Annotated in this window: 1 protein-coding gene (only partly in view); it reads left to right on the top strand. The window is 70.3% G+C overall.

The window, feature by feature from the left end; translation table 11 throughout:
* Window positions 1-15,422, top strand: the 3' end of a protein-coding gene (locus ACQP1O_RS39200; protein WP_433563342.1) for a non-ribosomal peptide synthase/polyketide synthase. It extends 29,131 nt beyond the left edge of the window; only the last 15,422 of its 44,553 coding nucleotides appear in the window; the start codon falls outside the window, past its left edge; it ends in the stop codon at window positions 15,420-15,422.

Here is a 15,422-nt window from a genome sequence, read left to right as displayed (position 1 = left end):
ACGCCACCGACATGTTCGACCCGGCCACCATCGCCGCCTTCGGCGAGCGCCTGGTGCGCCTGCTGTCGGCCGTGGTCGCCGAGCCGACCGCGCTGGTCGGCGATATCGAGCTGCTGGACGCGGCCGAGCGCCGCCAGGTGCTGCGCACCTGGAACGCCACCGAGTACGACGTCAAGCGCGTGGCCCTGGGCGGCAAGAAGATCGACGCCGAGGTCACCCTCGCATCGATGTTCCAGACCCAGCTGAAGCAGACCCCCGACCTCACCGCGCTGGTGTTCGAGGGCACGAGTCTGTCCTACGGCGAGTTCGCCGCTCGTGTGCACAGGCTGGCCCGCCACCTCATCGCCGAGGGCGTCGGACCGGACACCTATGTGGCCCTGGGTATGCGCCGCTCCTTCGAGCTGCTGGTCGGCATGTACGCCGTCACGGTCGCCGGTGGCGCGTACGTGCCGCTGGACCCGGACCACCCGGCCGAGCGCAACCAGTACGTGCTCGACACCGCGCAGCCGGTGTGCGTGCTCAGCACGAGCGGGGACCGGTTCGAAACCACCACGCGCACACTGCTGATCGACGAGCTGGACGTGTCGGGCTACTCCGACGCCCCGATCACCGACGCCGACCGGATCGCCCCGCTGCGCGGCGACAATGTCGCGTACGTGATCTTCACGTCGGGTTCGACCGGCCGCCCGAAGGGTGTGGCGGTCAGCCACACGGCCATCGTCAACCGCCTGGTGTGGATGCAGACCGAGTACGGCCTGTTCGACGACGATGTCGTGCTGCAGAAGACTCCGGCCACCTTCGACGTGTCGGTGTGGGAGTTCTTCTGGCCCTTGCAGATCGGCGCGGCGCTGGTCATCGCCAAGCCGGACGGCCACCGTGATCCGGGCTACCTGGCCGACCTGATCATCGAGACCGGTGTCACCACCGCGCACTTCGTGCCGTCGATGATGTCGGTGTTCGTGGCGGAGGAGAAGGCCGCCGAATGTGTTTCGCTGCAGCAGGTCTTCGCCTCGGGTGAGGCGCTGCCCGCGCCGACCGCGCAGAAGTTGCGCGAGCTGACCGGTGCGCGGCTGCACAATCTGTACGGCCCGACCGAAGCGGCCGTCGACGTCACCTACCACGAGGTGGAGGACACCGACACACTGTCGGTGCCGATCGGCGCGCCGGTCTTCAACACCCGTGTGTACGTGCTGGATTCGCGCCTGCACCCGGTCGCCCCGGGTGTCGCGGGTGAGCTGTACCTGTCGGGCGTCCAGCTGGCGCGTGGCTACGTCGCGCGCCCGGAGCTGACCGCCGATCGCTTCGTCGCGGACCCGTTCCACGACGGCGAGCGCATGTACCGCACCGGCGACCTCGTCAAGTGGACCGGTCGTGGCGAGCTGGAGTACATGGGCCGCACCGACTTCCAGGTGAAGCTGCGCGGTCTGCGCATCGAGCTCGGTGAGATCGAGTCCGCGCTGACCGCCATCGATGCCATCGCCCAGTCGGTGGTCGTGGTCCGCAGCGACGAGCGGCTCGGCGAGCAGCTGGTCGGCTATGTCATCCCGACCGCCGGCCACAGCGTCGATCTCGACGCCGTGCGCGCCGAACTCCAGGACGGCCTGCCCGGCTACATGGTCCCGACCGCCTTCGTGGTGCTGGACGCCTTCCCGCTCAATGCCTCCGGCAAGCTGGACCGCAAGCAGTTGCCCGCGCCGGTGTTCGAGGCCAAGGTCTTCCGCGCCCCGTCCACCCCGATCGAGGAGATCGTGGCGGGCACCTTCTCCGACGTGCTCGGCGTCGGACGGGTCGGCCTGGACGACGACTTCTTCGAGCTCGGCGGCAACTCGCTGATCGCCACCCAGGTCACCGCCCGCCTCGGCGCGGCCCTGGACACCCAGCTCGCGGTGCGCGATCTGTTCGAGACGTCCACGGTCGCGGCGCTGGCCGCGCGGGTGGAGCGCAATGCCGGTTCCGGGGCGCGTCCGCGCCTGATTCCCGGTGAGCGTCCCGCGCACCTGCCGCTGTCCCCGGCGCAGCAGCGCTACTGGTTCCTCAACCAGTTCGACACCAGCACTTCGGCGGTCGACAACATTCCGCTGGCGGTCCGCTTCACCGGCGCGCTGGATCTGTACGCCATGAAGCAGGCCATCGCCGACGTGATCGCCCGCCACGAGGTGCTGCGCACGGTGTACCCGCGCTCTGCCGAGGGTCCGCACCAGGTCGTGCTGCCCGCCTCGCAGACCGAGCTGTCGCTGGTGCCGGAGGAGGTGACCGAGGGCGAACTGCTCGGCAAGGTCATCGAATTCGCCATGACCACCTTCGACGTCACCGTCGAGGTGCCGCTCGCCGTCAAGATGTTCCGCATCGCGGACAGCGACACCACCCAGCACGTGCTGGCCTTCACCATCCACCACGTCTCCGCCGACGGCTCCTCCATGGGCCCGATGGCGCGCGACATCATGGCCGCCTACGTGGCCCGGGTGAACGGCGATGTGCCGCAGTGGGCTCCGCTGCCGGTGCAGTACGCCGACTACGCGCTGTGGCAGCGCGAGGTGCTCGGCCGCGAGGACGACGCGGAATCGCTGGCCGCCAAGCAGGTCTCGTACTGGACCCGCGCGCTGACCGGGCTGCCGGACCAGCTGGAGCTGCCCACCGACCGGCCGCGTCCCCCGGCGCAGTCGTTCCACGGCAAGGCGCTGCGCTTCGATATCGACGCCGAGCGCCACGCCAAGCTGCACGAGCTGGCGCGGGCCAGCAATGCCTCGCTGTTCATGGTCGTGCACGCCGCCCTGGCGGTGCTGCTGGCCCGCCTGTCCGGCACCGACGACATCGCGGTCGGCACCCCGATCGCGGGCCGAGGTGAACGCGAACTCGACGACATGATCGGCATGTTCGTGAACACCCTGGTGTTCCGGACCCAGGTCGACGGCGCCGCGAGCTTCGCCGACCTGCTCTCCGAGGTCCGCGAGCGCGACCTGGAGGCTTTCGCCAACGCCGACGTGCCGTTCGAGCGCCTCGTCGAGGTGCTCAACCCGGTCCGGTCCACCGCGCGCAACCCGCTGTTCCAGGTGGGCCTCTCGTTCCAGAACCTGGCCGAGACCGCCTTCGAGCTGCCGGGCCTGCACGTGGCCGCGGTCGAATTCGACTCGCAGCTGGCCAAGACCGACCTGCACGTCACGCTCTACGACCGGTACGCCGAGGACGGCACCCCGGCCGAGATCCTCACCGAATTCGGTTACGCCACCGACCTGTTCGACGAATCGACCGTGCGGTCCTTCGCCGACCGGTTCGTGCGGGTGCTGGACGCCGTTCTGACCGACTCCACCGTCGCCGTCGGCGACCTCGCCCTGCTGGACGAGGACGAGAACGCGCGAATCCTGCAGCGGTGGAACAACACCGCGCAGGACGTGGAGTCGGTCATGGACGGCGGTTCCGAGGCCACCCTGGTCTCGCTGCTCGACCGGTCGGTGTCCGACGACCCGAAGGCAGTGGCCATCGTCGCCGACACCGCCGAGGGCACCGAGCAGCTGACCTACGCCGAGCTCGACGCCCGCGTGAACCAGCTCGCCCGCGAGCTCATCGCGCGCGGCATCGGCGCGGAAGACCGGGTGGCCCTGGCCATTCGACGGTCCACCGACCTGGTGGTCGCCATGTACGCGGTCGCCAAGTCCGGTGCCGCCTACGTGCCGATCGATCCGGATCAGCCCGCCGAGCGCGTCGGCTACATCCTGGAGACGGCCGCGCCCAAGGCCGTACTCACGACGGCGGCAGTCGGTTTCGAATCCGAGCTGGCCGAGGTGCTGCGCATCGACGAGCTGGACCTGTCCGGCCACTCGGCCAAGCCGATCACGGCCGCCGAGCGGGTGCGCGAGCTGACGGCCGCGAACACCGCGTACGTCATCTTCACCTCCGGTTCCACCGGCCGCCCCAAGGGTGTGGCGCTGCCGCACGGCGCGGTCGTGAACCAGTTGCTGTGGAAGGTCACCGAATTCGGCCTCGACCCGGCCGACGCGGTGCTGCTCAAGACCGCCGCCACCTTCGACCTCTCGGTCTGGGAGTTCTGGTCCGCCGCCGCCTGCGGTGGCCGCATGGTCATCGCCGCGCCGGACGGCCACAAGGACCCGGCGTACCTGAACGAGCTCATGGCCCGCGAATGGGTGACCACCCTGCACGTGGTGCCGTCCATGCTGGACGCGCTGCTCACCGACGGGCTGCCGGATTCGCTGTGGCGCATCCTGGCCATCGGTGAGGCGCTGCCCGGCCCGCTGGCGCAGCGTGTGCTGCGGGAGCGGCCGCGCACCGAGCTGTTCAACCTGTACGGCCCGACCGAGGCCGCGGTGTCCATCACCAACCACCGGGTCACCGCCCGCGACGAGCTGTCGGTGTCCATCGGCTCGCCCGAGTGGAACTCCCAGGTGTACGTGCTGGATGCGCGCCTGCGGCCGGTGCCGGTGGGCGTCTCCGGCGAGCTGTACCTGGCCGGCGCGCAGCTGGCGCGCGGTTACCACGGCCGTCCGGACCTCACCTCCGACCGGTTCGTGGCGAACCCGTTCGCCGACAACGGTTCCCGCATGTACCGCACCGGTGACCTGGTGGCCTGGCAGGAGAACGGCGAGCTGGAGTACCGGGGCCGCACCGACTTCCAGGTGAAGATCCGCGGCTTCCGCATCGAGCTCGGCGATATCGAATCCGCGCTGCTGCGGGTCGATTCCGTCGCCTCGGCGGCCGTGGTCGCGCACACCGATCCGGTGCTCGGCGACCGCCTGGTGGCCTACGTGGTCGGCACCGACGGCGATCCCGACAAGCAGCAGCTGCAGTCGGCGCTGGCCGCCGAACTGCCGTCGTACATGATCCCGTCGGTCTTCATGCCGCTGACCGCGTTGCCGCTCAACGCCAACGGCAAGCTGGACCGCAAGGAGCTGCCGCAGCCCACCTTCGAGAAGGCGGTCTTCCGGGCCCCCGTCAGCCCGATCGAGCAGATTGTGGCCGGCGTGTTCGCCGAGGTGCTGCGCGTCGAGTCCGGCCGCATCGGCCTGGACGACGACTTCTTCGCGTGGGGCGGCAACTCGCTGCTCGCCACCCAGGTGGCCGCGCGCCTCGGCGAGGCGCTCAACACCCGGGTGCCGGTGCGACTGCTGTTCGAGGCGTCCACCGTGGCCGCGCTCGCGGCCCGCGTGGAACGTGACGCCGGCGCCGGTGGCCGCAAGGCGCTCACCGCCGGACCGCGGCCGGACAACATTCCGCTGTCGCTGGCCCAGCAGCGCATGTGGTTCCTCAACCGCTTCGACACCGCCTCGGCCGCCTACAACGTGCCGGTCGCGGTGCGGCTGTCGGGCCTGCTGGACGAGGACGCGCTGCGCGCGGCCATCGCGGATGTGGTTGCCCGCCACGAGATCCTGCGGACCATCTACCCGCAGACCGAGGACGGGCCGGTGCAGGTCATCCTGCCGCCGGCGCAGGCCGTGCCGGAGCTCGAGGTGCGCACCGTCACCGCCGACGAGGTGGTGGGCGCGGTGGTCGAGCTGACCTCCACCGCCTTCGACGTGACCGTCGAGGTGCCGATCAAGGTGGCGCTGTTCAAGATCGAGGGCGAGGTCCCGGCCCCCGCGGCCGAGTCCGGTTCCGCGACGCGAGGGCGGTCGGAGGCCGCGGCGCACGCGGCGGCCTACACCTTCGACTTCGCCGATATCGAGCCCACCGGCCAGTTCCCGGTCGTGGACCCGGACGGCCCCGCGCCCGCGGAATACGTGCTGGCCCTGGTGATCCACCACATCTCCGGTGACGGTTCCTCGGTGGCACCGCTGACCCGCGACCTGATGACCGCCTACGCGGCGCGCTCCATCAAGCAGAAGCCGGGCTGGACCCCGCTGGCGGTGCAGTACGCGGACTACTCCATCTGGCAGCGCGAACTGCTGGGCAGCGAGGACGATCCGGAATCGCTGGCGTCGAAGCAGGTCGCCTACTGGGCGCAGGCGCTCGCCGGCCTGCCGGATCAGCTGGACCTCCCGGCCGACCGGCCGCGTCCGGCGGTGCAGACCTTCGCGGGTAGCAAGATCGACGTCCGCATCGACGCCGAATTGCACGCGGCGCTGGTCGAATTGGCCCGCACCGAGGGCGCGACGCTGTTCATGGTCGTGCACACCGCGCTCGCGGTACTGCTGTCGCGCCTGTCGGGCTCCGACGACATCGCCATCGGCACCCCGATGGCCGGTCGTGGCGAGGCCGTCCTGGACGACCTGATCGGTATGTTCGTCAACACCCTGGTGTTCCGCACGCTGGTCGACGGCGGGCAGCCGTTCGCCGAGCTGCTGGCGCGCCAGCGCGAGACCGACATCCAGGCCTACGCCAATGCCGATGTGCCGTTCGAGCGCCTGGTCGAGGTGCTCAACCCGGCCCGCTCGACCGCGCGGCACCCGCTGTTCCAGGTGGGTCTGTCCTTCCAGAACCTGACCCGCTCCACCCTGGAACTGCCGGGCCTGAGCGTGGCCGGCCTGGACGTCGACACCGAGCTGTCGCAGTTCGACCTGCACCTGATCGTCTCCGACATCTACGGCGAAGACGGTGCGGCCCAGGGCATCACCGGCATCCTGACCTACGCCACCGATATCTTCGACCGGGACACCGTGCGCGGCTTCGCGGATCGGTTCGTGCACCTGCTGCGCGAGATCGTGACCGCCCCCCGCACCGCGGTCGGCGAGATCGAGCTGCTGGCCGGGGCCGAGCGGACCGAGATCCTGGAGCGGCGCAATGCCACCGCGCACCAGGTGGATTCGGCCGCGACGCTGGTGTCCATGCTCGATGCGACGGTGGCGGCCAAGCCGACCGCCATCGCGCTCATCGGACCGGACAGCGCGACCCTGACCTACGCCGAACTCGGCGCCCGGGTCAACGGCCTTGCCCGCCACCTGATCTCGCTGGGCGTGGGCCCGGAGGCACGGGTCGCGCTGGCGCTGCGGCGCTCGGTCGACCTGGTCGTGGCCATGTACGCGGTCTCGGTCGCCGGTGGCGCGTACGTGCCGGTGGATCCGGACCAGCCGGCCGAGCGGACCGGGTACATCCTGGAAACCGCCGCGCCGGTGTGCGTGCTGACGAATGCCGCGGCCGAGTTCACGACCGATATCGCGCCGCTGGTGCGGATGGACGAGCTCGCGCTGTCCGGCGCGAACCCCGGCCCGGTCACCGATGCCGAGCGGGTCGCCCCGCTGCGGCCCGAGCACACCGCCTACGTCATCTTCACCTCCGGTTCCACCGGTCGCCCGAAGGGCGTGGCGCTGCCGCACGCGGCCATCGCCAACCAGTTGCAGTGGAAGAGCGCGGAATTCGGGCTCGGCGCGGACGACGCGGTGCTGCTCAAGACCGCCGCCACCTTCGACCTGTCGGTCTGGGAGTTCTGGTCGGCCGCGGTGTCCGGTGGTCGCCTGGTGATCGCGGCGGCCGACGGGCACCGGGATCCGGCGTACCTCAACGAGCTGATGGCGCGTGAGCGGGTCACCACCCTGCATGTGGTGCCGTCCATGCTGGACGCGCTGCTCACCGAGGCCGAAGGGACGCTGAACGATTCGCTGCGGCGGGTCCTCGCCATCGGTGAGGCGCTGCCCGCGACAGTCGCGCAGCGCTTCCGTGCGGGCAATCCGGACGCCGGGCTGTTCAACCTGTACGGCCCGACCGAGGCCGCGGTGTCCATCACCAGCCACCTGGTCACCGACGCCGATCAGGGCTCGGTGTCCATCGGTGCGCCGGAATGGAATTCGCGGGTCTACGTGCTCGACGCGCGCCTGAACCCGGTGCCCGACGGCGTCTCCGGCGAGCTCTACCTCGCCGGTGCGCAGCTGGCGCGCGGCTACTTCGGGCGTCCGGACCTGACCGCGGATCGCTTCGTGGCCGATCCGTTCGCGACCGGTGAGCGCATGTATCGCACCGGTGACCTGGTCGCCTGGTCCGGCAATGGTGAGCTGGAGTACCGGGGTCGCACCGACTTCCAGGTGAAGATTCGTGGTTTCCGTATCGAGCTCGGTGAGATCGAGGCGGCGTTGCTGGCGCTGCCGGAGATCGCGCAGACCGCGGTGCTGGCCAAGACCGACGCCAAGACGGGTGACCGGCTGGTGGCCTACCTGGTCCCGTCCGGCTCGGGTGTCGATGTGCCGCTGGTGAAGTCGGCGCTGTCGGGGGCGTTGCCGTCGTACATGGTGCCGTCGGCCTTCGTGGTGCTGGATGCCCTGCCGCTCAATGTGAACGGCAAGCTGGACCGTAAGGCGCTGCCGGAGCCCGAGTTCGAGACCACCGCCTTCCGGGCGCCGTCCACCCCGATCGAGGAGATCGTGGCGGGCGTCATCGCGGAGGTCCTGGGCGCCGAGCGGGTGGGCGCGGACGACGACTTCTTCGCCCTCGGCGGCAACTCGCTGCTCGCCACCCAGGTCGCCGCGCGCATCGGCGCGGCCCTGGACGCCCGGGTGCCGGTGCGCGCCGTGTTCGAGGCGTCGACCGTCGCCGGGCTGGCCGCCAAGGTCGAGCAGCACGCCGGCGCGGGAGACCGCAAGGCGCTCACGGCCGCACCGCGACCCGACACTGTGCGGCTGTCGCTGGCACAGCAGCGCATGTGGTTCCTCAACCAGTTCGACACCGCGTCGGCGGCGTACAACGTCCCCGTGGCGGTGCGCCTGACCGGTGCGCTGGATGTGGAGGCGCTGCAGCAGGCCGTGGCCGACGTGATCGGCCGCCACGAGACGCTGCGTACCGTCTACCCGCAGGTGGACGGCGCGGCCGCGCAGGTGATCGTGCCCGCGGCGCAGGCGGTTCCGGATCTGACGCCGGTCGTCGTGTCGGCAGAGTCGGTGACCGAGCGGATCACCGCGTTGGTCACCACCGGCTTCGACGTGACCGCAGAAGTGCCGTTGCACGCCAAGCTGTTCCGTGTCGAAGGCATCGAAACGGACTCCATTGGCGGAACCGCCGAAGTCGAGCATGTTCTGGTCTTCGTCACCCACCACATCGCCGCCGACGGCTGGTCCATGGGCCCGCTCACCCGCGACGTCATGGTGGCCTACGCCGCCCGCGCCGCCGGTGTGGCGCCCGGCTGGGCGCCGCTGCCGGTGCAGTACGCGGACTTCTCGATCTGGCAGCGCGAGGTGCTCGGCTCCGAGGACGACGCGACCAGCCTGATCGCCGCGCAGGCCGAATTCTGGCGCACCGCACTGGCGGATCTGCCCGACGAGCTGAACCTGCCCTCGGATCGCCCGCGCCCCACCGCGCAGTCCTTCCGCGGCGGCCGGGTGCTGTTCCCGATCGGCAAGGACCTGCACCGCGGACTCCAGCAGATCGCGCGCACCAACAACGCGACCATGTTCATGGTCGTGCACACCGCCCTCGCGGTGTTCCTGGCGCGCCTGTCCGGCACCTCCGACATCGCCATCGGCGCGCCCATCGCGGGCCGCGGCGAGGCCGAGCTGGACAACCTGATCGGCATGTTCGTCAACACCCTGGTGCTGCGTACCGAGGTGAGCGGACAGGCCGGCTTCACCGAGCTGCTGGCCAAGGCCAAGGACAGTGACCTGCAGGCGTTCGCGCACGCGGACATTCCGTTCGAACGGCTGGTCGAGCTGCTCAACCCGGAGCGGTCCACCGCGCGGCACCCGCTGTTCCAGGTGGCGCTGTCGTTCGAGAACCTGCCCGACAGCTCCTTCGAGCTGCCCGCGCTGCGGGCCGCGGCGGTCGACTTCGAGAACGAGATCGCCAAGTTCGACCTCATGCTCACCCTGACCGAGGCTCCGGCCGACGCGGACGCGGGCATGTACGCCGAATTCGGTTACGCCCGTGACCTGTTCGACCAGGAGACGGTGGAGGGCTTCGCGGAGCGGTTCCTCCGCCTGCTCGGCGAGATCATCGCCGCGCCCCGTGACGCGGTCGGCGATCTGGAGATCCTGGCCGCCGACGAGCGCGCCGACCTGATCTCCCGCACGGGCGGTCCGGCCATCGAACCGCGCGTGCTGCCCGAGCTGCTGGCCGAGGCCGTCGCCAACAACCCGGTCGGCGAGGCGGTCGTGTTCCAGGGCCAGGCCCTGGGCTACGCCGAACTCGACGCGGCCTCGTCGCGCCTGGCGCGCGTGCTCATCGAGCGCGGCGCCGGACCGGAAACCCGTGTCGCCGTGGCCATCCGGCGCTCCTTCGAATCGGTGCTGGCCATCTGGGCCGTCGCCAAGTCGGGTGCGGCCTTCGTGCCGGTCGATCCGTCCTACCCGGCGGACCGCATCGCGCACATGGTCAACGACTCCGGCGCGGTGCTCGGCCTCACGGTCGACGCCGAGCTCGAGGGGCTGCCGCCGGTCAAGAGCCTGGCGGGCTGGATCTCGCTCGACGATCCGATGGTGCAGGCCGAGATCGCCTCGCACTTCGCCGAACCCGTCACCGACGCGGAGCGGTGGGCCCCGGTCCGGCCGGACCACGTGGCCTACGTGATCTACACGTCGGGTACCACGGGCATGCCGAAGGGCGTCGTGGTCACGCACTCCGGTCTCGCCAACTTCGCGACCGAGCAGATCGTGCGCTACCACCTCGACTCCGGTTCGCGGGCACTGCATTTCGCCTCGCCCTCGTTCGACGCGTCGGTGCTGGAGTATCTGCTCGCCATCGGCGCGGGCGGCACCCTCGTGGTGGTCCCGCCGGGCGTCTACGGCGGCGAGGAACTGGCCGAGCTGATCAAGCGCGAGCGGGCCACGCACGCCTTCATCACCCCGGCCGCGCTCGCCACACTCGACCCGAAGGGTCTGGACTCGCTGCGGGTGCTCGTCGCCGGTGGTGAGGCCGTGCCGGCCGATCTGGTCGAGAAGTGGGCTGTGCCCATCGGAGAGGGAACGCCGCAGAACCGCACGATTCGTGCGTTCCACAACGGCTACGGCCCGACCGAGACCACGATCATGACCAACATCAGCGACGCGCTGGTGCCGGGTGATCTGGTCACCATCGGTGGTCCGGTGCGCGGTATGCAGGCCCTCATCCTGGACGCGCGCCTGCGTCCGGTGCCGGTCGGCGTCGCCGGCGAGCTGTACCTGTCGGGTATCCAGCTCTCGCGCGGCTACCACGACCGGCCGGGCCTGTCGGCCGAGCGGTTCGTCGCGAACCCGTTCGTCGCCGGCGAGCGTATGTACCGCTCCGGTGACGTGGTCCGCTGGACCGCCACCGGCGAGGTGGAATACGTGGGCCGCAACGACTTCCAGGTGAAGGTCCGCGGCTTCCGTATCGAGCTCGGCGAGATCGACGCCGCGCTGGCCTCGCACGAGACGGTCGACTTCGCGGTCACCGTCGGCCACAAGACCGAGGCCGGGGCCACCATCCTGGCGGCCTACGTCCTGCCGGTCGCAGGTCACAGCATCGACATCCCGGCGCTGACCGAGCACGTCTCGGGTCGCCTGCCGGAATACATGGTGCCGACGGCCATCACGATCCTGGATGCCATCCCGCTCACCCCGGTCGGCAAGCTGGATCGCCGGGCGCTGCCCGAGCCGGTGTTCACCGCGCGCGACTTCCGCGCTCCGGTCACCGAATTGGAAGCGACCATCGCCGAGGTCTTCGCCGATGTGCTCGGCGTCGATCGCTCCGCCTCCCCGCGCTTGGTGGGTGCGGACGACTCGTTCTTCGCGCTCGGCGGCGACTCGATCCTGTCCATCCAGCTGGTCTCGCGGGCCAAGGCGCGCGGCATCGTGTTCTCGCCGCGCGACGTGTTCGAGAAGCGGACCGTCGCAGGCCTGGCCGAGGTCGCCACGCTGGGCGGGGACACCACGCAGGAAAAGCTGGCGGAACTGCCGGGCGGCGGAGTCGGCGACATTCCGCTGACGCCGATCATGCACGCGATCCTGTCGAGTGGCTCGTCCTACGAGCGGTTCTCGCAGACCATGCCGCTGCGCCTGCCGGACGGCATTACGCGGTCCGTGCTGGTCGGGGCCATCGGCGCGCTGTTCGACCACCACGATGTGCTGCGCTCGCGTCTGCGCGGCAGTGCCCATGGACAGAACGCGTCGGAGGGCTTCGAATTCGAGGCGCTGCCGCGCGGGGCCGTCGACGTCGACGCGCTGGTGCACCGGGTCGAGCTGGCCGCGGACATCTCCGACGAGGAGCTGACCCGCGTCGGCAGCATCGAATTCGATGCGGCGCTGGGCCGCCTGGATCCGGCCAATGCCGCCATGGTGCAGTTCGTCTGGTTCGCCTTCGCCCCCGAGGGTTCCGACGAGGCACGCGTCCGTCGCGACGTGCTGCTCATCGTCGCGCACCACATGGTCGTGGACGGCGTCTCCTGGCGCATCCTGATTCCGGACCTGGGCCTGGCCTGGTCGCAGGTCGCCTTCGAGCAGCCGATCGCGCTGCCCGAGACCGGCACCTCCCTGCGGCGCTGGGCGCACGCCCTCGTCGAGGAGTCGCGCAGTGAGTCGCGGGTCGCGGAACTGCCGTTCTGGCAGCGGGTCACCGAGACTCCGGATCCGCAGCTGGGTGCGCGGGCGTTCGACCCGAAGGTCGACACCTTCGACACCGTCGAGCGGATCGAGGTCACGGTGCCGGCGGCGGTCACCGAGGCCGTGCTCACCGCCGTCCCGGGCCTGTACCGCGGTGGCGTGAACGACGGTCTGCTGTCGGCGCTGGCCATGGCGGTCGCGCGCTGGCGCGGGGAGACCGCGGGCGGCTCCGCGCTGATCAAGCTCGAGGGCCACGGTCGTGAAGAGGAAATCGTTCCGGGCGCGGATCTTTCGCGCACGGTCGGCTGGTTCACCGCCGCCTTCCCGGTGCGACTCGATCTGAACGGCGCCGATCTCACCGAGGCGTTCGAGGGCGGAAACGCCCTGGGCGACATCGTGAAATCGGTCAAGGAACAGTTGCTGGCGCTGCCCGACAAGGGTCTGGGCTGGGGTCTGCTCCGCCACCTCAACCCCGAAACCGCCACGCAGCTGCGCGATGTCGGCCAGATCAGCTTCAACTACCTGGGCCGGATGTCCGCGGGCGAAGTGCCCGAGGGCATGGCGGAACTGGGCTGGGTGCCGGTCGACGACCTGGGCCGACTCGACGGTGACATGGACGCGGACATGCCCGCCAACGCCACCCTCGACATCAACGCCATCGTCACCGACGGCGCGGACGGACCGGAGCTGGGCGCGGCCTTCTCCTTCCCGCGCGGGCTGCTCGAGCACGAGCGGGTGCAGGAGTTCGCCGACCTGTTCGTGGCGGCGCTGACCGCGCTGGCCGCGCACGCCAAGCGTCCGGCGGCGGGCGGCTTCACGCCGTCCGACCTGTCGCTGGTGCGGGTGGAACAGTCCGACATCGAGGTGTGGGAACGGAACTACCCGGCGCTGGCCGACGTGTGGCCGCTCTCGCCGCTGCAGTCGGGTCTGCTGTTCCACGCGCTGCTCACCCAGAACACGGTGGACGTCTACACCATTCAGACCGTGCTCGACCTGAGCGGTGTGGTGGATGTGGATCGGCTGCAGGTGGCCGCACAGGCCATCCTGGACCGGTACCCGAGCCTGCGGACCGCGTTCGTCACCGACTCCGACGGTCAGGCCCACCAGGTGGTGCTCGGCCAGGTCGAGGCGCCGTTCCGCGTCGTCGATCTGACGGATCTGCCGGAGGCCGAACGCAATCCGCGCATGCGGGAGATGATCGAGGCCGATCGCGCCGATCACTTCGATCTGTCCGCGCCGCCGCTCATGCGGTTCAACGTGTTCCGGATCAGCGACGACCTGGTGCACCTGGTCATCACCACCCACCACATCCTGGTGGACGGCTGGTCCATGCCGCTGCTCATGCAGGACCTGCTGGTGCTGTACGCGGTGCGCGGCGACATGTCGGTGCTGCCGCGGGTGCCGTCGTTCCGGAACTACCTGGCCTGGCTGGCCGGACGGAACCGGGACGAGTCGATCGAGGCGTGGAAGCGCGCCCTGGCCGGCGTCAGCGAGCCCACCCAGCTCGCGCCCGCCGCGACCCGCGACGAGAACTACGAGATCGGCCGCTACACCCTGGATATCGACGCCGACCGCACCCGTGCGCTCAGCAAGCGCGCCGGGGAACTCAACGTCACGCTGAACACGCTGATCCAGACCTCCTGGGCGGTGCTGATCGGCCGCCTCACCGGGCGCAGCGACGTGGTGTTCGGTGCGACCGTCTCCGGCCGCCCCGGCGATCTGCCGGGCGTCGAATCCATGGTGGGTCTGTTCATCAACACGGTGCCGGTGCGCATCCGCGTCGATGACCGCCTGACCATCGGCGGGCTGCTCCAGCGGGTCCAGCACGATCAGGCCGACCTGCTCGAGCACCACCACATCGGGCTCACCGAGATTCAGCAATTGGCCGGTGCCGGAGCGGAATTCGACACCATCATGGCGTTCGAGTCCTACCCGGTGGACAAGGACGCGATCGCCGCGGCCAGCTCCATCGACGGCATGTCCGTCAGCGGTGTCGGCATCAACGACAACACCCACTACCCGATGAGCCTGGTCATCATGGCGGGCGAGACCATCGACATCTCCCTGCGCTACCTGGGCAGCCGGTTCACCGCCGACGAGGTCGCCATCCTCGCCGCGCGCTTCAACCGGATCCTGGACGCGCTGGTCGGAGACGCCGAGGGCCTGGTCGGCGACATCGACATCCTCGATGCCACCGAACGCGCCCGCATCCTCGCCGAAAGCGCCGTCACCCCCGCCGATTCCGCGGCGGACGCGGCGCGTGTCGGCACCGCGACCGTGGCCAATGTGCTGGCCGAGGTCGTCGAAGAGGACCCGCAGGCCCCCGCCCTGCTGTCCGACGGCCAGGAGATCGCGTACGCCGTCCTGGACCGCCGCAGCTCCCAGCTGGCGCGCCTGCTCATCGAGCGCGGTGCGGGTCCGGGCGACGTCGTCGCCGTGGCCCTCCCGCACACGGTGGACGCGGTGGTCGCGGTCTGGGCCATCCACAAGGCCGGTGCCGCGGTACTTTTCGCCGACGGCCTCTCCTTCGGTGACATCCTCGCCGCCGGAGCCGGTTTCGGCATCGCCCAGGAGCCGGCCGCCAGCTCGATCCGCTGGCTGGTTCCGTCGGACCCGAAGGTCCAGTCCGACCTGGCCGCCCGCCCCGCGCACCCGGTCTCCTACACCGACCGCGTCCGCCCCCTGTCCGAATCCGACCCCGCCTTCGTCTACCGCGACGCCGACACCTGGGCCACCCTCACCCAGTCCGAGGCCCTCGACCGCGCAGCCACCCTGCGCGCCGACAACGACATCGACTACGAGTCCACGACGTACACCACCGCCTCCACCGACCAACCCGCGATCGACGAATTCCTCGCCTCGGCCGCCGCCGGCGCCCTCTCCGTCATCCCCACCGGCAACACCCCCGCCGACCTGGAAGACGGCGAGGTCACCCACTGGTTCACAACCCCGGGCGACCCGAGAGACGAAGCAGGCCAAGACATCCGCCTCATCGACTGA

The organism is Nocardia sp. CA-151230 (genome assembly GCF_050942175.1).
Lineage (GTDB): Bacteria > Actinomycetota > Actinomycetes > Mycobacteriales > Mycobacteriaceae > Nocardia.
Note: the sequence above shows the minus strand (reverse complement) of the source record. Positions and strands in the feature narration are given on the sequence as shown.